This is a genomic window from Candidatus Marifrigoribacter sp. Uisw_064 (assembly GCF_047730175.1).
GTDB lineage: Bacteria > Bacteroidota > Bacteroidia > Flavobacteriales > Flavobacteriaceae > Marifrigoribacter.
On the sequence record NZ_CP159833.1, the window covers coordinates 2,067,162 to 2,088,588 of the forward strand.

The 21,427-nt window shown below is 32.8% G+C and carries 14 protein-coding genes; 11 read left to right on the plus strand and 3 right to left on the minus strand.

The window, feature by feature from the left end; translation table 11 throughout:
* Window positions 1-28: 28 nt before the first annotated feature.
* Window positions 29-1,921: a molecular chaperone HtpG gene (gene htpG, locus ABXT64_RS09345; RefSeq protein ID WP_443632656.1), complete on the minus strand. Its 1,893-nt coding sequence runs from the start codon at window positions 1,919-1,921 to the stop codon at window positions 29-31.
* Between the two features lie 180 nt (window positions 1,922-2,101).
* Between htpG and ABXT64_RS09350 the strand changes: the two genes are divergently transcribed.
* Window positions 2,102-3,109: a 3-oxoacyl-ACP synthase III family protein gene (locus tag ABXT64_RS09350; RefSeq protein ID WP_443632657.1), complete on the plus strand. Its 1,008-nt coding sequence runs from the start codon at window positions 2,102-2,104 to the stop codon at window positions 3,107-3,109.
* Window positions 3,110-3,555: 446 nt separating this feature from the next.
* On the opposite strand, the gene ABXT64_RS09355 is transcribed toward ABXT64_RS09350, so the two are convergent.
* Window positions 3,556-6,093: a TonB-dependent receptor domain-containing protein gene (locus tag ABXT64_RS09355; protein ID WP_443632658.1), complete on the minus strand. Its 2,538-nt coding sequence runs from the start codon at window positions 6,091-6,093 to the stop codon at window positions 3,556-3,558.
* 290 nt (window positions 6,094-6,383) lie between these two features.
* On the opposite strand from ABXT64_RS09355, the gene ABXT64_RS09360 reads away from it, so the two are divergent.
* On the plus strand, window positions 6,384-6,743 hold the full coding sequence (locus ABXT64_RS09360) for a CoA-binding protein (RefSeq protein ID WP_443632659.1): 360 nt from the start codon (window positions 6,384-6,386) through the stop codon (window positions 6,741-6,743).
* Here the strand turns inward: ABXT64_RS09360 and ABXT64_RS09365 are convergent.
* Window positions 6,714-8,159, minus strand: coding sequence for a sodium:solute symporter (locus ABXT64_RS09365; RefSeq protein WP_443632660.1), 1,446 nt, complete (start codon window positions 8,157-8,159; stop codon window positions 6,714-6,716). The two genes, ABXT64_RS09360 and ABXT64_RS09365, sit on opposite strands and share 30 nt — an antisense overlap.
* 215 nt (window positions 8,160-8,374) lie before the next feature.
* Here ABXT64_RS09365 and ABXT64_RS09370 point away from each other — a divergent pair, with 215 nt between their 5' ends.
* The 9 genes from ABXT64_RS09370 to ABXT64_RS09410 all read left to right on the plus strand — a co-directional run bounded on the left by ABXT64_RS09370 (window position 8,375) and on the right by ABXT64_RS09410 (window position 21,427).
* Window positions 8,375-10,876, plus strand: coding sequence for a T9SS type A sorting domain-containing protein (locus ABXT64_RS09370; protein WP_443632661.1), 2,502 nt, complete (start codon window positions 8,375-8,377; stop codon window positions 10,874-10,876).
* 73 nt (window positions 10,877-10,949) lie between these two features.
* Window positions 10,950-11,570: a recombination mediator RecR gene (gene recR, locus ABXT64_RS09375; protein ID WP_443632662.1), complete on the plus strand. Its 621-nt coding sequence runs from the start codon at window positions 10,950-10,952 to the stop codon at window positions 11,568-11,570.
* Window positions 11,571-11,574: 4 nt separating this feature from the next.
* Window positions 11,575-12,699 carry a glycosyltransferase family 2 protein gene (locus ABXT64_RS09380; RefSeq protein ID WP_443632663.1) on the plus strand — a complete coding sequence of 375 codons (1,125 nt, stop codon included), beginning with the start codon at window positions 11,575-11,577 and terminating at the stop codon, window positions 12,697-12,699.
* A gap of 72 nt (window positions 12,700-12,771) precedes the next feature.
* On the plus strand, window positions 12,772-14,082 hold the full coding sequence (locus tag ABXT64_RS09385; protein ID WP_443632664.1) for a dihydrolipoamide acetyltransferase family protein: 1,311 nt from the start codon (window positions 12,772-12,774) through the stop codon (window positions 14,080-14,082).
* A gap of 362 nt (window positions 14,083-14,444) precedes the next feature.
* The gene (locus ABXT64_RS09390) at window positions 14,445-16,259 is read left to right on the plus strand and encodes an adenylate/guanylate cyclase domain-containing protein (protein ID WP_443632665.1); all 1,815 of its coding nucleotides are present in this window, start codon (window positions 14,445-14,447) and stop codon (window positions 16,257-16,259) included.
* Window positions 16,260-16,344: 85 nt separating this feature from the next.
* Window positions 16,345-17,889: a T9SS type A sorting domain-containing protein gene (locus ABXT64_RS09395; protein WP_443632666.1), complete on the plus strand. Its 1,545-nt coding sequence runs from the start codon at window positions 16,345-16,347 to the stop codon at window positions 17,887-17,889.
* Window positions 17,890-18,004: 115 nt separating this feature from the next.
* A complete protein-coding gene (locus ABXT64_RS09400; protein WP_443632667.1) occupies window positions 18,005-18,952 on the plus strand; it encodes a TRM11 family SAM-dependent methyltransferase in 948 nt (315 codons plus the stop codon).
* Between the two features lie 89 nt (window positions 18,953-19,041).
* Complete coding sequence (locus tag ABXT64_RS09405; RefSeq protein WP_443632668.1) at window positions 19,042-19,905, plus strand: hydroxymethylglutaryl-CoA lyase; 864 nt, start codon at window positions 19,042-19,044, stop codon at window positions 19,903-19,905.
* A gap of 1 nt (window position 19,906) precedes the next feature.
* Window positions 19,907-21,427 (plus strand): bifunctional metallophosphatase/5'-nucleotidase, encoded by a 1,521-nt coding sequence (locus tag ABXT64_RS09410; RefSeq protein WP_443632669.1) that lies wholly within the window; start codon window positions 19,907-19,909, stop codon window positions 21,425-21,427.

Consider the following 21,427-nt stretch of genomic DNA (forward strand, 5'->3'; position numbering starts at 1 on the left):
GACGGCTTTTAATTAAATAACCTAAAATTTATTTAATCATCTCATAACTACGTTTAATAAACGTCGTTAATTCTTCTCCTTTTAAAAGATTTTGTGATAAACGAGCTAAATCTAAGGCTTGATTTATCAAACGTTCTTTTTTCTTTTGAGTTTTAGTGTTTAATATTTCACCTACTAATTCATGATTGGTATTTACAATTAAATTGTACATATCTGGCATGTTACCCATTCCAAACATTCCACCGCTACCGCCTGATTGTTGCATCTCTTTCATACGACGCATGAATTCAGGTTGCGTAATAATGAAAGGATTCGCTTGGCTGTCCATTGCTTCTAATTGAACCGAAAATTTTTCTTGAGGGATAATCTCCGTCAATAAAGTTGTTAAACTTTCTTTTTCGTCATCATTCAATTTTGAAACTTGCTCTTCATCTTTTTTGATCAAATTTTCAATATGATCTCCATCTACACGAACAAACATTGTGTTTTCATTTTCAGATTCTAATTTCTGAATTAAATGCGAAACAATTGGAGAGTCTAAAAATAATACTTCATATCCCTTTTCTTTAGCAGCCTCTATGTATGAATGTTGTTCATCTTTATTTGAAGCATATAAGACAACTAATTTATCATCTTTATCAGTGTGTAGGTCTTTTATTTTTTCCTTTAATTCTCCTAAAGTATAATGAGTACCATCTACTGTTGGGTATAAAGCAAAATCCTGTGCTTTTTCAAAGAATTTATCTTCTGAAAGCATACCATATTCAATAACGATTTTAATATCGCTCCATTTTTGTTCGAAATCTGCACGATTACTATTAAAAAGGCTTTTTAGTTTGTCTGCTACTTTACGAGTAATATAACTTGAGATCTTTTTTACCGCACCGTCCGCTTGTAAGTAACTTCTAGAAACATTTAAAGGAATGTCTGGAGAATCAATAACCCCACGTAACATCGTTAAAAATTCAGGAACAATACCTTCCACATTATCAGTTACAAAAACTTGGTTTTGGTATAACTGAATTTTATCCTTCTGCATATTCATATCATTTGTCATCTTTGGGAAATACAAGATTCCAGTAAGATTAAAAGGATAGTCTACATTTAGGTGAATATTAAATAAAGGTTCTTCAAATTGAGCAGGGTACAACTCTCTATAAAAGCTTTTGTATTCATCCTCATTTAAATCTGAAGGTTGTTTGGTCCAAGCTGGAGAAGGATTGTTTATAAAATTATCTACTTCTTGAGTAGGAGCAGGGTCTTCTTCTTTTGCATCTTCAGGCTTAGGTAATGTTTCAGTACGCATTCCGAATTTAATAGGAATAGGCATGAATTTATTGTATTTCGAAAGTAGTTCAGTAATACGCCCGTCTTCTAAAAACTCTAAGGAGTCTTCAGCGATATGAAGAATAATTTCTGTTCCTCTTTCTGTTCTGTCATTGTCACTTATGGTATATTCTGGAGATCCATCACATTCCCATTGAACTGCAGGTTCATCTTTAAAACTTTTAGTTATGATTTCAACTTTGTCTGCCACCATAAAAGCAGAGTAGAATCCAAGTCCAAAATGACCTATAATCCCCGCATCTTCACCCTCTTTATCTTTGTATTTTTCGATAAACTCTTCAGCGCCTGAAAAAGCAATTTGATTGATATAGTTTTCAACCTCATCTTTTGTCATACCAATTCCTTGATCAATGATGTGAAGCTTTTTGTTTTCTTTATCAATTTTCACCTCGATGATTGGATTTCCATAATCAACTTTAGCCTCACCAATACTAGTCAGGTGTCTCAATTTAACAGTTGCATCCGTAGCATTAGAAACTAATTCTCTTAAAAAAATCTCGTGATCGCTATATAAAAACTTCTTAATAAGTGGAAATATGTTTTCTACCGATACATTAATAGATCCTTTACTCATGTGTATATTTTTTAATTATTTACTTTATTATAGATAATGTATTAGTCAAAAAAAATACCAAAGAATAAGGTATGACAACATGACATTTTAAAAGTGCTATGCACGCATACTGAATGCCCTTAAAAGGGTTCAATAATTAATTCGGAATAGGTATCTTTCGAGTATTAAATAAAAGCATACATGTATAGTTCAAAAATAACAGGCTTAGGGTCTTATGTTCCAGATAGAGTTGTAACAAATGAAGAGCTTTCAACCTTGATGGAAACCAGTGATGAATGGATTCAAGAAAGAACAGGAATTAAAGAGCGAAGATGGGTCGATGAAGGCAGTGGAGATACTTCTGCAACCATGGGTGCAAAAGCGGCAAAAATTGCTATAGAAAGAGCAGGATTAACAAAAGATGATATTGATTTTATCATTTTTGCAACCTTAAGCCCTGACATGTATTTTCCAGGTTGTGGAGTTCAAGTTCAGGATATATTAGAAATGCCTACCGTAGGTGCTTTAGATGTTCGAAATCAATGTTCAGGATTTGTGTATTCTATGTCAATAGCCGATCAGTTTATAAAAACAGGAATGTATAAGAATATACTGGTAATTGGGTCTGAATATCATTCAGGTGGACTTGATTTAACAACAAGAGGAAGAAGTGTTTCAGTTATTTTTGGAGATGGCGCAGGCGCTGCTGTTTTATCAAGATCTGAAGATACTACCAAAGGAATTTTATCTACTCATTTACATTCCGAAGGAAAACATGCAAAAGAACTTACGGTTGAAGGACCAAGTATTGCGCATTGGGTTCCTGAAATTTTAGAAGAGAACGATCCTAATGACACTTCGTATTACCCATATATGAACGGAACTTTTGTTTTTAAACATGCCGTTCTAAGATTCAGTCAAGCAATTATAGAAGGATTAAAAACGAATAATTTAGAAGCTTCAGATATTGGAATGTTAATTCCGCATCAAGCAAATTTACGGATCTCTCAATTTGTTCAGAAAAAGTTTGGATTGAACGATGACCAAGTGTTTAATAATATTCAGAAATACGGAAACACAACAGCTGCTTCTATTCCTATTGCTTTAACAGAAGCTTGGGAAAAAGGGAAGATAAAAGACGATGATATTGTAGTGCTTGCTGCTTTTGGTAGTGGATTTACGTGGGGTAGTGTCATTATAAAATGGTAAACCTACTAAACAAAATGCCTAGTAGGTATAACCCACATTAAGTATTAAAAAATCTATTGCGAGCTGAAAATTCTTCAAAATAGATGTTTCACTTCGTTTTCTGATTTCACCATAGCGGTGCTATGATTCAACCAGTAAAACTTCCTATTTTATTTTTTTTTCAACGCTCATCACAACATTCTAATCCATAATGCGGGTTTAAAGAACTAATTAATCCCCATCAAAGTTCTTATTAGAAGTACAAGATGGGATTTAAATAAAACGATTGTTATACCCAATAAAGGGTATAATTAAAAAAGCCTTTTGAATTTTCAAAAGGCTTTTAACAATATCTATATTTTATCAAGAATGGTTAATTCAAATAAACCATAATCTTTATTGTACATATAATAGATTCATTTTTATTAAAAATATTTCAGTTTTTCTAAAATTAAATTGATTTATTTTTAGAAAATACCCCCACCACCAGATTTTTCATCATTATCTCTTTTTTTACGTGATTTCGCACTGTATTTTCCTCCACCAAAACGGTATGATAATGCTACATTTATAGTATTGCTTTCCCAGTTAAATTCACCTTTTTGATTGTAAGGTAGTTCTCCTTCAAAACCAAAACGCATTGTGTCGAAAATGTCACTATAATTTACACTAAACGACCCTTTACCATCCCATAATTTATAACGAGCTCCCACATTAACAAAGTACATAGGTTCTACCGTGAATTGTAATGTTCTAGATTTTCCTCTATAGAAACCAAAAGCAGATAAAGATAATTTTTTAGTTACTTTGAAGTTATTAAACATTCTAAAACTCCAAGCAACATTATCTACTTCATACGTATTTGAAATAATATCATCTTCTGTTGGGTTATCAGTAGTTGCTAGGCTTTCTGCAATTCCTTTTTGAGTCTGGTTGTACAAATCGAAACTTGAATTTATACTCCACCATTTTGCAGGGCGGTAATTACTAGAAAGCTCAATTCCATAAGCAGTTGTATTATCGAAATTGTCGTGAGTAAGTATCAATTTGTTTTCAATATCTGTTCTGTCAACAAACAAAGCACGGTTTATTTCATTTTCAATTGCTCTAAAAAACACACCTCCAGTAATGCTTCCTTTTTCTAAGGTACGGGTATAGTTTACTTCGATTGAATTTGTAAACTGTGGTGTTAAACTTGTTTTTCCGAAGGAAGAAATAAAAGGCGTACTCCATTCTCTAATTGGATTTATTTGGTCTAATCCTGGTCGATCTACTCTGCGACTATAACTTGCTTGGTACTGATTTTTTTCGGTTGGACTATACGTCAAAAATGCAGACGGATATATTTCAAAATAATCATTTGTAAAGTTTTTAAGGATGTCATTGCCATCACGCGTAACATTTACTTCAGCATCTGTATTTACATTGGTAAGGTCATCAGTTGTAATACCAGCTCCATACGTTTCTTTGGTGTCTGCTGTGACTTCAACATTTTCAAATCTAGCTCCAACCTGTAATGTTACTTTCTCCCATTTCTTAGAGTAGGTAGCATAGGCCGAATAAATATCTCTCGAATAGTCAAATTGAGTGCTTGGAGATACAATAAAATCACTAAGATTATTAAAAGGGTTTACAACTTCTTGGTTAGATATTCTGCCAATATCTGAATTGAATAAACGAGCCTCTAAGCCTAATTCTAATTTTGTTGTTTCAGATAAAGGGTTTACATAATCTAAGTTGATCGTAATTCGATCTCTTTCTGTGTCTACTTCATCTTCATAATTTGGAATGTCTGATGCGCCAGTAAAATTAAAATCACCTAATTCATCATTTCCGAAGGTATTAAGATCCGCTTCCAATTCAATGTTATGTCCTTCTTTTCCAAGATCGAGTTTATAATTGAAATTATATTGAGAAGATCTATTTTCGTTATCACTTACAAATAATTGATTTTGATTTTCACTTAGGTCATCATAAAATAAAATATTTGTTTCCCCTTCAGTAGTCCCATCATAGAAATTTTGATTTGTGAAAAATGACAAGGTGTTTTTATCATTTAAATAAAAATCTACACCTACTTTAAAAAGATTTGATTTATTGTCGTCAAGAAATTGAAATAATTGATCTGTGTTATCATCTGGACGGAACATTTGACCATAGTTTTGATTTTTTGAAATGTTGGTATTAAGATTACTGTAGAGATTAAATTTACCATTTCGGTAATTCATATTTAACCCAGCATTAAATTTAGCTTCAGTTTCGTACGTAAGTCCAACATTAGCACTCCCATTAAAACCAATAGTTACATTTTTATGAAGTATAATATTGATGATACCACTCATCCCTTCCGGATTGTATTTGGCAGATGGATTTGTAATAAGTTCTATTTGTTTTATTGAAGTAGAAGGGATTTGTTTTAATAATTGCGCTACAGGTACATTCGATAATTTTCCGTCCACCATAACTTTCACGTTTTGATTTCCTCGCAAAGAAATATCTCCAGTTTGTTGATCGACACCAACTGAAGGAAGGTTTATCATGATATCAGCTGCTGTAGCTCCAGCTGTAGAAAGATCTTTTCCTATAGTAATTACTTTTCTGTCAACTTTTTGTTGAATGGTAGTAATTTCTGCAGTAATAACAACTTCATCTAGTTGTGCTATATCTTCTTCTAGCTGAATGCTTCCTAGATTTAATTTATTGTTCTTTTTTGTAATTTCAATTTCTGAAGTATAGGTTTTATACCCTATATATTGAATTGTCACCTTACTTTTTCCTAAAGGAATGTCTTCAATATTAAAATTTCCATTATCATCGGTAATTCCACCAGTTATAGTTTTGCCTTCTAAAGTTTGAATGACTACAGTAACATAGGGTAAAGGTTCTTGAAGGTTTTTGTCTATAACAATTCCTGTAATAGTACCTTCTTTATCTGAAGTTGGATCGAAATTAGCATAACTTGATAAACTAACTAATAATACGGTAAGCGTAAAAAAGTGTTTCATTATTTTGATTGAATTTGATTGATGTTTATTTTGATTGTTTTAATATGACGATCATGAAAAAAATATGTTACAGAATGAAATTATTTTAACATTCTTATAACAAAAAAGCCTGAAGGAAAACCCTCAGGCTTAGTCTTTACTGCAATTATTAACACTAACCATCAACGTAAAAATTATACAGTAAAGACAGAAACGTTTCTATTTTATAGACGTGAATAAAACTTTATTGTTACATTTAAATCCGATTTTAACATAGATTTAAAAAAATTAACACTTAAAAAAAGAAATTAATGAAACAAACCTTAGTAATTGGAGCTAGTTTAAATCCTTCAAGATATTCGAACCTAGCGATACATAGATTGGTTCAGAATAATATAGAGGTAAAAGCAATTGGATTAAGAGAAGGAGTGGTTACAGATATAACTATTGTAACTGATAAAATTAATTTTAAAGACATTCATACCATTACACTTTATTTGAATGCAAAACGTCAAGTGGATTATTACGATTATATAATTTCGTTGCAACCCAAAAGAGTGATTTTTAATCCCGGCACTGAAAATCCTGAATTATATAAAATCCTAGATGAAAATAAGATACACTATGAGCAAGCTTGTACTTTAGTTTTGCTTGGCACGAATCAATACTAAGCCTAAAAATGTAATAGCACCATTAAGGACTAATATAAAGAAGCCAAAATCGAAATCTAAATAGGTTTTGCAATAATAACTAATGACATAGCCTATAAAAGGAGTTAATATTGCAACAAGTGGCACCCAAAAATCTTTCACATTTATTTTGGTAAATAAACCAAATGCATAAAGACCCAATAAAGGCCCATAGGTATATCCTGCAAAAGTGAATAATTTAGAAATTACTGTTGCATCAGCAATTACATATTTAAAAATAATGATTACTGCTATTAAAACTAATGAGATAAGAATATGAATCTTTTTTCGAACCCTTACCTGTTTTTTTTCATCGTATTTTTTTTCAATATCTAAGATGTCAATACTAAAAGATGTTGTCAATGATGTTAAGGCACTATCTGCACTCGAATATGCTGCAGCGATTAAGCCCAATAAGAAGAAAACTGCTATGCCAATTCCTAATTCTGATTGTGTAGCTATGGTTGAAAACAATTGGTCTTTATGAGCATCTATCCCATTTTTTTCAGCAAATATTGTAAGCAATAGTCCAAGAGTTAAGAAAACAAGATTTACAAATGTTAAAACAATAGTAAACCAAAACATATTTTTTTGAGCATCTTTTAAATTTCGACAGGTTAAGTTTTTTTGCATCATGTCTTGATCTAATCCTGTCATTACAATAGCTATAAATGCACCGCTTAAAAATTGTTTTGGGAAATAATTTCCTGCCCTCCAATCATCAAAAAAGAACATTTTTGAAAGCTCACTGTCAGAAACCAAATTTAAAATTTCACCTCCAGAAATTCCTAAATCTGTTGAAACATAATAGATAGCAACCCCTACAGCAATTAACATAAATAGCGTTTGTAAGGTGTCTGTCCAAACAATTGTCTTAATACCACTTTTAAATGTGTAAAGCCAAATGAGTAATATGGTTATGGTAACGGTAAGCCAAAAAGGAATTCCCATTTCATCAAAAACTAAACTTTGAAGAACAATAGCTACAAGGTATAATCTAAAACTAGCTCCAATGATTCTGGATAATAAAAAAAATGAAGCTCCCGTTTTATATGAAAAAGTGCCAAAACGACCTTCTAAGTAGGTGTATATAGAAGTTAGATTTAATTTATAGTATAATGGTAATAATACTAACCCAATAACAGCATATCCTACTATATATCCTAAAACTACTTGAAAATAACTGAATTGAGAAGCTTCAACCCATCCAGGAACGGAAATAAATGTTACCCCACTTAAGGATGCCCCAATCATTCCAAATGCAACCAAATACCAAGGAGACTTTTTTCCAGCTTTAAAAAAATCCGAATTACTTCCATCTTTATTTGTTAAAAAAGAGATGAATAATAGTATTCCAAAATAACCAGCAATTAGTAAAAGAATATGGTGAGGTTTCATAAAAAGAGCGTTTTTTTTATAGGTTAAAAATACAAAGAATGTATTTGAAGTTGTTCTATTTTTTTTTATTTTTACGCTGCTGAATACTAGATTTTTATAGTGGAGTAATTTTTTTGATATGTTAATTTTATTTTTATTCAATATTTTAACTAGGCAAAAACAGTATTTATTTGTATTTTGAAATTGCTAAAAAAAAATAATTAAAAAAAATTATAATGAAAAAAAAATCCCTATTTATTATTGCTTTACTTATAGGTGCTGTAACAATGCAATCACAAGAATATGTTCAAATGATTGATGCTGGTACTTTTAAAGTTGAAGAGATAATTGAAAACGCAGAAACTTATTTTGAAGATAAAGACAAAGGACGTGGTTCTGGATATAAACAATTTAAACGTTGGGAGTACAATGCCATGAGATTAATTAAAGATGACGGGTATCTTCCTAATATAGAAGAAAGACTTTCTGAAGTTGAAAGTTTTAATGCGTATTTAAATGAAACTTCTGAAAATCGACAAGTATTAAATGACAATTGGTCTGAAATGGGACCAACTTATTGGAATCAAACCGCTTCTTGGAGTCCAGGAGTTGGACGTATTACTGGTATTTCAATAGATAAAAACGATAGTGATCATATCATTGTTGGTGCAAATACAGGAGGTGTATGGAAAACAACAAATGGAGGTGCCGATTGGACACCACTGGGTGATTATTTTTCTAACCTTTATGTATATTCTGTAGAAATTGACCCATCAGATTCTTCTGTATATTACTTTGGTTCAGGTGATGGATTAATCTATAAATCTGCCGATTCTGGAGCAACATGGAATTTATTAGGAGATATGGGATCTTCAAGTGTTAATAGATTATTAATTCATCCTACTGATTCAAGTATAATGTATGCTACCGCCCAAAATGGAGGTATTAAAAAATCAACAGATGGTGGTGTTACATGGGATACAGCTGTTTCAGATAATAGAGGATATGATTTAGAATTTAAACCAGGAAACCCTAATGTTGTGTATGCAACAGGAACAGGATTTCATAAGTCAACTGATGGTGGAGCAACTTTTTCAACCATTGGAGGATTTACTACAGGAGCTAAAATGTTAGCGGTTACAGCGGCAAATGATTCTAGAGTTTATGTTGTTGAAGCTTCAGGAAGTCAATTTGGTAAATTCTATTTTTCAACAGATAGTGGAAACTCTTTTACAGAAAGAAATCATGCCGGAAGAAATTATTTTGGATACGATACCTCAGGTTTTGATTCTGGTGGACAAGCGCCAAGAGATATGGATATTACAGCAAGCCCATTAAATGCAGATGAAGTTCATATAGCAGGAGTTTTAACTTGGAGATCTACCGATGGGGGAGTAAATTTTGAAAATACTTCAGATTGGATTCCTCAAGATGCAGCTGGAGCAAATAAAGGATACTGTCATGCTGATGTTGATTTAATGCTTTTTGATGATTCAGGAATTATGTTTGTAGGTACTGATGGTGGTATCTTTAGAGCAGATGATTCTACTGTATTAAATTCAACGTATTATACTGATATAACTGATGGATTAGGAATTACACAATTTTATAAACTTGGAGTTTCCCAAACACCAGATGTTATTGTTGTTGGGGGATCTCAAGATAATGGAAGTTTTGCTTATAAAGAAGCTATTGATGAATGGACTTGTTGGATTGGTGCAGATGGAATGGAAACATTTGTAGATAAAGACAATTCAAGTCTTATGTTTGGAACATCACAAAATGGTCAATTGTATCGTACCGCTAACGGGGGAATAACTTTAACAGGGTTACCTGAACCACCTCCAGGATCTGGTGCGTGGGTTACTCCATTTGAACAAGACCCTACTGAAACAGGTACTTTGTATTTGGGCTATAATAGAGTTTTTAAATCAGTGAGTAATGGTAATTCATGGTCAATTATATCACAAGATTTAGGTTCTAATTTATCGCAAATGAAAATCGCACCTTCTAATAATCAAATAATGTATGCTGCTAGAGGTGGGTTTATGTATAAGACCGAAGATGGTGGAACAACAGATTGGGTACAATTACCAATAATAGGAGGCCTAATGAATTCTATCGCTATTCACCCTACAAATCCTAATAAAATTGCAGTAGCTTCCTCAAGTTCAGCTAATCCAGTAGTGGTTTCTGAAGATGGTGGAGCAACTTGGATAAATTATAAATTTAATTTACCTACTTTTTCTTCATTATCAGTAATTTGGGATGACAATGGAAAAGATGGATTATATGTTGGTATGGATTATGGATTATTTTATATAGATGATACATTTACTGAATGGCAACCTTATAATAATAACTTACCGAATGTAATTATTAATGAATTAGATATTAATAATGTAACTAATATGTTATACGCAGGTTCTTATGGTAGAGGAATTTGGTCATCCCCATTAATAGATGATTTAATTGGAGTAGAAGACTTCTTATCTCAAGATCAAGTTTCAATATCTCCTAACCCTACTAGTAATGAGATTAGTATCGTCGTGCAACAACAAGTTGAAGCTGATATTAGAATCTTTGATATTTTAGGTAAACTAATGGTGTATCAATCTGATATAAGTTTAGGAAGTAATAACCATACTATCGATGTTTCAAACTTTTCAAACGGAGTTTATTTTGTTAGAATTAATTCTGACGCAGGAACAATCACTAAAAAGATTATAAAAAAATAATTTTTTTTTAAATACTTATAATGCTTCAGGAAAATTCATTTTTTTCTGAAGCATTTTTTTTATCTTGCTAGCCATGGAATTTTCATCAAAGCTTCTTGAAAATGCAGTAAATGAAATGGCCCAATTCCCAGGAATAGGCAAAAGAACTGCCCTTCGGTTAGTGCTTCATTTATTGAAGCAACCCAAAGAACATACGCATCAGTTATCTCAGAGCTTGCTTCAAATGAGAGATGAAATTATTTTTTGTAAAAACTGTCATAATATTTCCGACAAAGAATTGTGTGAAATCTGTGCAAACCCAAACAGAAATGAAAAAAGTATTTGTGTTGTGGAAGATATTCGTGATGTAATGGCTATTGAAAACACAAGCCAATTTAAAGGGCATTATCACGTCTTAGGAGGAAAAATATCACCTATGGATGGAATAGGTCCAGGCGATTTAAATGTTCAATCCTTAGTCGATAAAGTGGCAGCAGGAACTATCGAAGAACTTATTTTTGCTTTAAGCTCGACTTTAGAAGGCGATACCACAAATTTCTTTATCTTTAAACAAATTGAAAATTATAATATACTTACAACAACCATTGCAAGAGGAATTTCAGTAGGCGATGAATTAGAATATGCAGATGAGGTTACTCTTGGAAGAAGTATTGTAAATAGAATTCCTTTTGAGAATTCATTAAAAAGCAATTAATATATTGAAACTCTCTGTTGTTATACTTAATTACAATGTTCGCTTTTTTTTAGAGCAATGTATTCGAAGTGTACAAAGTGCCATAACTACAATTGATGCTGAAATAATTGTCATTGACAATGACTCTTCAGACGATAGCTGTCTGATGGTGAAAACAATCTTTCCAGAGATATTACTCATAGAAAATAAAGAAAACGTTGGTTTCAGTAAAGCAAATAATCAGGCAGTAAAAGTAGCAAATGGGGAGTATGTTTGTATTTTAAACCCAGATACAGCGGTTAGTGAACATACATTTATTTCTTCATTAAAATACGCTGAAACAATCAATAATTTAGGGGCCTTGGGAGTATGCTTAATGGACGGTACAGGCGCTTTTCTTCCTGAAAGTAAACGTAATTTACCAACACCAAAAGCTTCTTTATTAAAACTATTAGGTGTAGGGAAAAATTATTATGCAAATCATATAGATAAAAATAAAAGAGGTGAAGTCGATATATTAGTGGGTGCTTTTATGCTCCTAAAGAGAACTGTTTATAATGAAGTAAATGGCTTTGATGAAGATTATTTTATGTATGGAGAAGATATCGATTTTTCATACAAACTCAAAAAAGCTGGCTATCGAAATCATTATATGGGCGATGTTACGGTACTACATTATAAAGGAGAAAGCACACAAAAAGACAAAGCTTATTTCGATCGTTTTTATGGAGCTATGAAGATTTTTTATAGCAAACACTTTCATACCAATATCTTTTTTAATGGGTTTGTTAATATAGGTGTTTCCATAGCAAAGGCAACAAATCGAGCGTCAAGTTCAAAAAATAATTCAGAAAATAATACAACAAAAAAAACATTCCTTCTAACAGAAAACTTAACACTTTTAAAAACAATTTCTTCAACTATCGAAACTCCAATAAAATCTGTTTCAAAATCTATTTTTGCTTACAAAACGTTTTCGAATAATCATTTTATTTTTGATTCTAATTATATGCCTTATGATCAAATATTTAGAGTCATGAAAGACCTTAATGGTAAAGAGAATACTTTCCGAATACATCCTCCCAATTGTAATTTTATCATAGGAAGCGATCAAAGTGACCAAAAAGGGACTGTGACCGTTTTTTCATAAAATTGAATCTATTTACATCTAAATTTTACTTAATTTTGCATCGTTAAAAATAAATGGTACTTGTAATATATTATGGCAAAATTTGAATTAAAACTACCGAAGATGGGTGAGAGTGTTGCAGAAGCAACATTAACAAACTGGCTTAAAGAAGTAGGCGATACTATTGAGATGGACGAAGCTGTGCTAGAAATAGCAACCGATAAGGTAGACAGTGAAGTTCCTAGCGAAGTAGAAGGTGTTTTAGTAGAAAAACTATTCGAAGTAGATGACATAATTCAAGTAGGACAAACCATCGCTGTGATTGAAACAGATGGCGGAGACGCTTCTCAAGCTGAAGCTAAAGTAGAAGCTCCAGCACCAGCCATAATTGCAAAAGTAGAAGCTCCAGTGCTAGCAGCTAAAGTAGAAGTTTCTGCAGCTATTGAAAGTTCAGGAGATCGTTTTTATTCTCCGTTAGTAAAAAATATTGCAGCTGCTGAAAACATTTCACAATCAGAATTAGATGCAATTACAGGTACAGGAAAAGATGGAAGAGTGTCTAAAAATGATATACTGCAATTTGTAGAAAATAGAACGTCACAACCTCAAAAAACAGTTGTCACTTCGAGCGCAGTCGAGAAATCTTATCCAAAAGTAGCAGATAAAAAACAAGCTACACCTGTTTCAGTAAATGGAGGAGATGAAATTATAGAAATGACCAGAATGGGCAAATTGATTGCCCATCATATGGTGGAGAGTATTCAAACTTCAGCACATGTACAATCATTTATAGAAGCCGATGTAACCAATATCTGGAACTGGCGTAAAAAGGTAAAAAGCGACTTCATGAAACGTGAAGGAGAAAATTTAACCTTTACTCCAATTTTTATGGAAGCTGTAGCCAAGGCTTTAAAAGATTTTCCTATGATGAATATCGCTTTAGATGGAAATAACATCATTAAGCGTAAAAATATCAACCTTGGGATGGCAGCTGCCTTAGGTGATGGTAACTTAATCGTTCCGGTAATTAAAAATGCAGACCAACTCAACTTGGTAGGTATGAGTAAGGCGGTAAACGATTTAGCCTCTCGTGCTAGAAATAATCAGTTAAAGCCAGACGATATCCAAGGTGGAACCTATACAGTTACTAACGTAGGTACTTTTGGAAGTATCATGGGTACTCCAATTATCAATCAGCCACAAGTAGGTATTTTAGCATTGGGAGCCATTCGTAAAGTTCCTGCGGTGATCGAAACTCCAGATGGTGATTTTATAGGCATTCGTTATAAAATGTTCTTATCGCATTCGTACGACCATAGAGTGGTAAATGGTGCTTTAGGAGGTCAGTTTGTAAAAGCAGTTTCAGATTACCTAGAAGCGTGGGATATCAATAGAGAGATTTAACCCTATTATCTTATTAATTTTTTGGGCATGCCCTAGCGAAAATGCTAGGTCGCGCTATCCACTGTATCTTTATTTTTGTCTTTTTGAGCATTATAGAAAGCAAGATATATTTTGTTTTATGATAGCTAGTAAAACTAGTCGAAACATTGTGACAAAAATAAAGGATTCCATTGCTATCCCTCATGCAGAGCTAATGCTTGTCATCCTGAGCTCGACTCAGGATCTCAGAAATAAAAGAATAAATAATATTTTCTTGAAAGCTTCTTGACTTTTGGGTTCCTTTTAAAACCGCCCTTATTTTTAAAAATATTGACTTGCAAAAATTTCTTATCTTACAATCTCTAGCTAATCAAAATAATCAAATGCAAAAAATAACACTCCTAATTATTTTAGTCTTTTCAAGTCTTTGTATGAATGCCCAAACCAAACTCGATTCCCTCTATACCGTTTGGGAAAATAAAACCCAAGCAGATTCTATTAGAGCAAGTGCATATGTAGACTATATTTGGGATGGTTTTCTTTTTAATAAACCCGATAGTGCCTTTATCTTGGCTAAAGATTTGATCGCTTTTGCACAAGATAAAAAATTACCTAAATCCAAGGCAGGTGCCTATAGGTTGCAAGCTGTTAGTTTTTATGTACAAGGCAATTACCCTCAAGCCTTGGATTATTTCCAAAGCGCTCTAAAAATCTCTGAAGAAATTGATGATGAAAAAGGAATTGCGGGTTCGGTAAATAATATTGGACTCATTTATAATGCCCAAGGAAATTTTTCACAAGCTTTGGATTATTTCCAACGTAGTTTAAAAATCCAGGAAGAGATCGGAAATAGAAATAACATAGCACTTGCACTAAATAATATTGGAGCTATTTATTATCACCAAAGCAACAGTCAAAAATCCTTGGACTATTACCACCGCAGCTTAAAAATTTCTGAAGAAATCGAAGATAATTTAGGAATTGCCAATTTGCTAAACAATATTGGAGCTATTTATCTTGAACAAAACAAACTTATAAAAGCTTTGGACTATTTTCAGCGTAGCTTAAAAATTCGAGAAGAAATCGGAGATGAAATTGGAATTGCGGGTTCGCTAAATAATATAGGTGAGCTTTACAATGTACAAGGAGTATACAATAAGGCTATAACCCCGTGCCAAAGATCACTTAATTTGAGTAAAGAGCTTAGCTCAATAGAGATTCAAAAATCAGCATGCGATTGTTTGTATGGAGCATACAAAGGACTTGGAGAGGGCAATAAGGCTTTGGAATATCATGAGCAGTTTACCGTTTTGAATGACAGTATTTTTAATGAAGCAAATACCAAAAAACTAACTCAGTTAGAGATGCAGTATGACTTTGATAAAAAAGAAGCTGCTACCCAAATGGAACAAGAAAAGAAAGATGTTATTGCCGCTCAAGAACTGAAGCGAAAAAAGGTAGAGCGTAATGGTTTTATGGCTGGTTTTGCCGTGGTATTATTATTTGCTGGAGTGTTCTTTCGCCAACGTAATCGCATCGGTAAAGAGAAAGATCGAAGTGAAGAACTATTAATGAACATCCTACCCAAAGAAGTTGCAGAGGAGCTTAAGGAAAAAGGCCATTCAGACGCCCAACTCATTAATCATGTAACCGTTCTTTTTACAGATTTTAAAGGTTTTACCGCATTGAGTGAACAGCTTTCACCAAAGGAATTGGTAGAAGATCTACATACCTGTTTTTCTGAATTTGATCGTATTTGCGAAAAGTATGGAATAGAAAAGATAAAGACTATTGGGGATTCTTATATGGCTGCTGGAGGTCTACCTTCTCCAAATACTACCCATGCCCAAGATGTAGTAAAAGCTACTATAGAAATGGCTGAGGTAATTGAAAGAGCTAAAATCGAAAAAACAGCAGCAAACCAACCTTTCTTCGAGGTACGTATTGGCGTACATACAGGTCCAGTGGTTGCTGGTATTGTAGGTGTTAAAAAATTCCAGTATGACATTTGGGGCGATACGGTAAATACTGCTTCCCGAATGGAAAGCTCAGGTGATGTTGGAAAGGTAAATATTAGTGAGGCAACCTATAAATTGCTAAAAGACGATGCTGATTTTACTTTTGAAAGCAGAGGCAAAATTGAAGCAAAAGGAAAAGGCGAAATTGAAATGTATTTTGTTAGTATGAAAAAAGAATAGAAAATAATTATAACAACGTATATAATACATGATTTTGGTAAAAATCATATACAAAACTGTTGATGAAGATTTAATAAAGTTTCAAATGAAAAAGAGAATTACAATTATTGCCATTATGATGGTGTTTTCAGGGTTTTTACACGCCCAGTATACAATAAACGACACTTTTGCAGATCCTATGGAATGCACATACATGACCAGAGATGCTTTTATAGTGTGGTGGGATAATGATTTTGATTATAGTGCAGAAGTAGATATATTACTAGATCAAATTATTGGATATAGAATTGAATGTCTAAATGATTTAAATATGATGGATCCACCTGGAGTAATTGATGGCTTCTATCAAAACATATACTTACATGGTGACGGCGGGTATTTTGATAGTAATGGCTGGGGTAATGGTGTAGGTACGGACAGTAATGGTTATCCTTTTTATACCATGCCTTTTAATCTATTTAACGATCTTATTACAGTAGCACATGAAATCTTTCATCTTTATCAATACAATTCCAATTCACCTGGCTTTGCATATTCCGGAGATAGTCAATGGTATATTGAAGCTTCCGCAAATTGGTATGGAGCAAGACAAGATTTTGCAGCTGAAAGAGCTTTTATAGAAGCAGAAAGCCTCGTTAGATTACCACAAGTTCCATTCTGGTTAAGTTATGATAATTTCCCCAGTACTTACCCTCAAAACTGGCAACGCTATGTGCACCAATATGCCTTAGCTTTGTATTTGTTTTACCTTACTGAAGAAGTAGGCATATCTCCTAATGTTATCTCTGAAGGATTTTATATGGGCTTAACAGAATCTCCACAAGAATATTTATACAATCAATTAGGGGGTGTTGAATATAGAAACAACTTTATTGATTGGGCTGCTAGAATGGTGAATGACTTTGATTTTATTCCAGAAAATCAAAGGGAGGCCAACGAGTTGGAATGGTTATCGTATGCAGATCCTGATGATGATAATGAATACACCAGGGTTTTTGATGATAACGGTTCTAATGGATGGTACCAACCAGATAATGAGTTTATAACCAATGCATGGTCGTTTAATACCTACAAGCTAGAAAACACAAGTGCCACTAATTACACTTTCGAAATCAATGGAAATACTAACGGTATATTTGGTAGTCCTGCCTATTTTCAAGGAAAAATTTTAGTAAAGAATATTGACGGTAACAATACGTTTTATGATCTATCAATGAGTAATGACGCCAATGGCTCTTTATCTATCGATGTAACTAGTTTGGACTCTGAAATTTATTTTATCATCGCTTCCATGCCTGAATATTTTGAAGAAATTAATCAAGAGTTTCAGTTATTCCCTTACCAAATAAAAATAACAAATAACATCCTAGGGGTTTCGAATTTTAATACTACTAATTTTATTAAAGCATATCCAAATCCTGTCGAAAATATTCTTCGAGTTGAATTAGAAGAATATAATAATGAAGTTGATATTGAATTGTATTCAACATTAGGACAGAGAATCTTAGGAGAAACCTATTTTAATGATAAAGAAATTCAAATTGATTTTTCAAATGTAAATGAAGGTGTATATTTCTTAAAGGTCTCAACGAACAAAAGATCAACTATATTGAAATTAATCAAAGAATAAAAACGATGTGCCAACATCATGTATAATAAATTACTTCGTTACAAATCGTATACAAACACATTATCCTCAATTACTAAAATTCCACTAATAGAAGAACATCAGGAGCAAATAAAATATGCAGAAAACCAACTATATATACACCTTTAGTTATGAGAATACTGAAAGTGACTTGTGCAAGCTCGAATCGAGGTGTATTTTTAATAAGGAAGAAAAGAATAGACTGCTTTTTTCAGATATAAAAGCAGAACCTTCATATAGTGCTTTCATAAAAAAAAGACTTGATATTATTTCATTTTCTGAAGATTATACTACGCTACTAAATGAAATCAAAAAAGAAAGTATATGCATTGAAGGTTTCAAAGTTGAATATTTAGTTTTTGATGGTGATACCACAGAGTATGCTGAGAGGCTAAAAAAGTTAAAAGATATAGGCTGGAGCATTGAAGGTCTTCCTGATTATTATACTCCAATAAAAACGTATGGTTTATGCTATATTGAAGGTGTTTGGTATTTTGGTGTATTGATTAAAGACAATTTTACTTGGCATAAACACAAGCAAAAGCCATGCTCATACAGTAACTCAATAAGTATAAGTATAGCTAAAGCTCTTGTCAATATTGCAGCAAAGGCAAATAAAGAGAAAAAGCTACTAGATGCATGTTGTGGTGTTGGTACAATACTATTAGAAGCCTGTTTTGCAGGAAATAATATTGAGGGTTGCGACATTAACGAGAAGATATGTATGGATGCCCGAGAAAATCTTTCTCACTTTAACTATACTGCAACTATATATCACTGCGATATAAAAGACATTAGCAAACGATTTGATGCTGCCATTATTGACCTACCATACAATTTGTTTAGCAGTGCAACAGATAATGATATTTTACACATTATTAAGTCGACAGGAGAAATCACAGATCGACTTGTTATTGTATCGACCACAGATATTACAAGATTAATAAACAGTGCAGGATTCAGAATATCAGATTATTGCAGTGTTAGTAAAAGTGGAAAGAGAAAGTTCGCTAGGAAAATATGGGTTTGTGAAAAGAAAGGATAGGTAATACACCTAAATAATGGTTGAATCAAATTAATAGGTTTTTTAATTTTTACGATTCTATTCTTCAAAGGAATTTATATCTTTACCTAATGCAACAAGTGAAACTAATAGAATGTCCAAGAGATGCCATGCAAGGCATTAAAGATTGGATACCCACTTCATTAAAAGCACAATACATTCAGGCATTGCTTAGATGCGGTTTCGATACCATCGATTTTGGGAGTTTTGTTTCACCCAAAGCAATTCCACAAATGAAGGATACTGCCGAGTTGCTTTCCATGTTAGATCTTTCAAAAACAGAAAGTAAATTATTATCGATTGTTGCTAATGTTCGTGGAGCTCAGGATGCTGTAAAGCATGAAGAAATTCAATACTTAGGATATCCTTTTTCTATTTCTGAAAACTTTCAGATGCGAAATACGCATAAAACGATCGAACAATCTATCGATATTTTACAAGAAATATTAAATCTTTCCGAAGCAAATAATAAAGAAGTAGTGGCCTATCTATCTATGGGATTTGGAAACCCTTATGGAGATCCATGGAGTGTTGAGGTAGTAGGAGAGTGGACCGAAAAGTTAGCCGGCATGGGAGTGAAAATACTTTCATTAAGTGATACGGTGGGAACTTCTACTCCAGAAATTATTACGTATTTATATTCCAATTTAATCCCTAAATTTCCAGAAATAGAATTTGGTGCTCATTTACATACAACACCTACAAAATGGCATGAAAAAGTAGATGCAGCTTATAAAGCTGGGTGTAGAAGATTCGATGGTGCCATACAAGGTTTTGGAGGGTGTCCTATGGCAAAAGATGAACTTACAGGAAATATGCCTACCGAAAAAATGTTAAGCTATTTCACTGCTGAAAAAGTGAATACAAACATAAATACCATGTCATTTGAAAGTGCCCATAATGAGGCAACAAAAATATTTAGTAAATACCATTAATATGAAAAAATTATTATTTTTAGCTACTGTTTTATCTTTAGTTTTTTTTGGATGTAAAGAAGATCCGTCAAAACATGAAATTACATTTAAATTTGTCCAATTAAATGATGTTTATGAAATAGGCTCATTAAGTGGAGGTAAATATGGAGGGATGGATCGTGTAGCTTATGTTCGAGATTCAATTCAAAAAGAGAACCCTAATACCTTTATGTTTATGGCGGGTGATTTTTTAAACCCTTCTTTACTGGGTACCATAAAAGTAAATGGAGAGCGTATCAGTGGAAAACAAATGATAGAAGTGATGAATGCAATGGATTTCGACTTGGTTACCTTCGGAAATCATGAATTCGATTTAAAAGAAAGAGATCTTCAGAAACGATTAAACGAATCTAATTTCCCTTGGATAACTTCTAATGTTTTACATAAAACAGAAGCTGGAAATACCCCTTTTACTATTCAAAAAGAAACAGATACTATTCCTGTACAAAAAACCCATGTGTTTAATATTAAGGATGTTGATGGAACCGAAATTAAAGTCGGATTTTTATCAGTGACTTTACCCTCTAACCCACAGGCGTATGTGTATTATGGCGATCAGTATGAGTTAGCTGAAAAAACATACAATGAATTAAAAAATGAAGTAGACATTGTTATGGGCTTAACTCACCTTGCAGTTAATGAAGATATAGAATTACTTAAAAAGATTCCAGGAATTCCTTTTATTATGGGAGGTCATGAACATAATGCTATGTTGGTTAATCAAGGAGAATCTATTATCGCTAAAGCAGATGCCAATGCAAAAACAATTTATATTCATACCGTATCTTATAGCACAAAAACGAAGAAAACAACTATAGATTCTCATCTTTTTCCTATAGATGAGACAACACCTTCAAAACCAGAAGTAGCTTCTATAATTGGTAAATGGAACCGTATTTTAGAATTAAAAATAAAAGAAGTAATAGACGATCCAAATGAAGTTATTTATACGGCAGAAGACCCTTTAGATGGTACGGATAGTGCCAATAGAAGTATACAAACCAATTTAGGAGATGTCTTAACAGAAGCAATGGCTTGGTCATACAATAACGAAGTTGATGCTGCACTCATTAATGGAGGTTCCATACGTATAGATGACATGCTCCCAGCAAGTATAACAAGTTTAGATGTGTTTAGAGTGTTGCCTTTTGGAGGCGAAATTTTTAATGTAGATATAAAAGGGAGTTTATTAAAAGAGGTGCTCGATTACGGAAAATCAAAGCGTGGAACAGGAGCATATTTACAACGAAATAATGTTTCGGTAAATGCTGACAATGGAGATTGGTTAATTGGAGATCAACCAATTATCCCCTCTAAAACATATAAAGTTGCATTTAGTGACTTCTTATTGAAAGGATATGATATTCCTTTTTTAACACCTGATAATCAAGGAGTTGTAAGTGTTTATGAGCCTAAAGAGGGAGAGCCTGGAGCAGATATACGCAAGGCTATTATATTATATTTAAAATCCTTAAATGAATAG

What these genes read in the sequence shown, in the direction of transcription:
- recR (WP_443632662.1), top strand. Translation starts at nt 10,950, where the DNA reads ATGGAATTTTCATCAAAGCTTCTTGAAAATGCAGTAAATGAAATGGCC.
- htpG (WP_443632656.1), bottom strand. Translation starts at nt 1,921, where the DNA reads ATGAGTAAAGGATCTATTAATGTATCGGTAGAAAACATATTTCCACTT.
- ABXT64_RS09355 (WP_443632658.1), bottom strand. Translation starts at nt 6,093, where the DNA reads ATGAAACACTTTTTTACGCTTACCGTATTATTAGTTAGTTTATCAAGT.
- ABXT64_RS09410 (WP_443632669.1), top strand. Translation starts at nt 19,907, where the DNA reads ATGAAAAAATTATTATTTTTAGCTACTGTTTTATCTTTAGTTTTTTTT.
- ABXT64_RS09350 (WP_443632657.1), top strand. Translation starts at nt 2,102, where the DNA reads ATGTATAGTTCAAAAATAACAGGCTTAGGGTCTTATGTTCCAGATAGA.
- ABXT64_RS09395 (WP_443632666.1), top strand. Translation starts at nt 16,345, where the DNA reads ATGAAAAAGAGAATTACAATTATTGCCATTATGATGGTGTTTTCAGGG.
- ABXT64_RS09370 (WP_443632661.1), top strand. Translation starts at nt 8,375, where the DNA reads ATGAAAAAAAAATCCCTATTTATTATTGCTTTACTTATAGGTGCTGTA.
- ABXT64_RS09385 (WP_443632664.1), top strand. Translation starts at nt 12,772, where the DNA reads ATGGCAAAATTTGAATTAAAACTACCGAAGATGGGTGAGAGTGTTGCA.
- ABXT64_RS09390 (WP_443632665.1), top strand. Translation starts at nt 14,445, where the DNA reads ATGCAAAAAATAACACTCCTAATTATTTTAGTCTTTTCAAGTCTTTGT.
- ABXT64_RS09405 (WP_443632668.1), top strand. Translation starts at nt 19,042, where the DNA reads ATGCAACAAGTGAAACTAATAGAATGTCCAAGAGATGCCATGCAAGGC.
- ABXT64_RS09360 (WP_443632659.1), top strand. Translation starts at nt 6,384, where the DNA reads ATGAAACAAACCTTAGTAATTGGAGCTAGTTTAAATCCTTCAAGATAT.
- ABXT64_RS09400 (WP_443632667.1), top strand. Translation starts at nt 18,005, where the DNA reads ATGCAGAAAACCAACTATATATACACCTTTAGTTATGAGAATACTGAA.
- ABXT64_RS09365 (WP_443632660.1), bottom strand. Translation starts at nt 8,159, where the DNA reads ATGAAACCTCACCATATTCTTTTACTAATTGCTGGTTATTTTGGAATA.